This window comes from Arthrobacter sp. CMU6 (assembly GCF_059090205.1).
Genome location: NZ_JBNHFL010000103.1, coordinates 1 through 440, shown reverse-complemented (window position 1 = coordinate 440; position 440 = coordinate 1). Strand labels below are relative to the sequence as shown.

The 440-nt window shown below is 66.4% G+C and carries 1 protein-coding gene; it reads right to left on the bottom strand.

Features of this window, described 5'->3' with window-relative positions; genetic code table 11:
- On the bottom strand, positions 1 to 440 hold a 440-nt coding region (locus AC5RWD_RS23250; protein ID WP_494022273.1), incomplete at both ends, for an HNH endonuclease signature motif containing protein.

Sequence of the window (440 nt, the reverse complement as noted above, 5' to 3'; positions counted from 1 at the left end):
TCGTTGGTGACTTCGATGGTCCAGTTTTCTTTGTGGATGAGGTGGTGGTGATGGCTGCAGAGCAGCACGCCGTTGCCGGTGCCGGTGGTTCCGCCTTGGGACCAGTAGGTGATGTGGTGGGCTTCGCACCACGGTGCTGGGATGGTGCAGCCCGGGAAGGCGCAGCCCTGGTCTCTTGCGGTGATGGCTTTACGGATGTGGGGCGGGAAGACCCGTGAGGCGCGGCCGATATCCAGGATGCGGCCTTCGGTGCCTAGGACGACGGGGATGATGTCGGCGTCGCAGGCGATTTTGCGGATCGTGGCCGGGTTCACTGGCCCGCTGAACGCGAACAGGGCCGTGCCTTGGCCGGTGCGGCCGGTGTTGATCGGACCGGTGTAGGCCGGCTGGGGTCCCTGGGCGTCCTGGCCCCACTGTGCGCCTTGGGCCCGTTGTGCGTC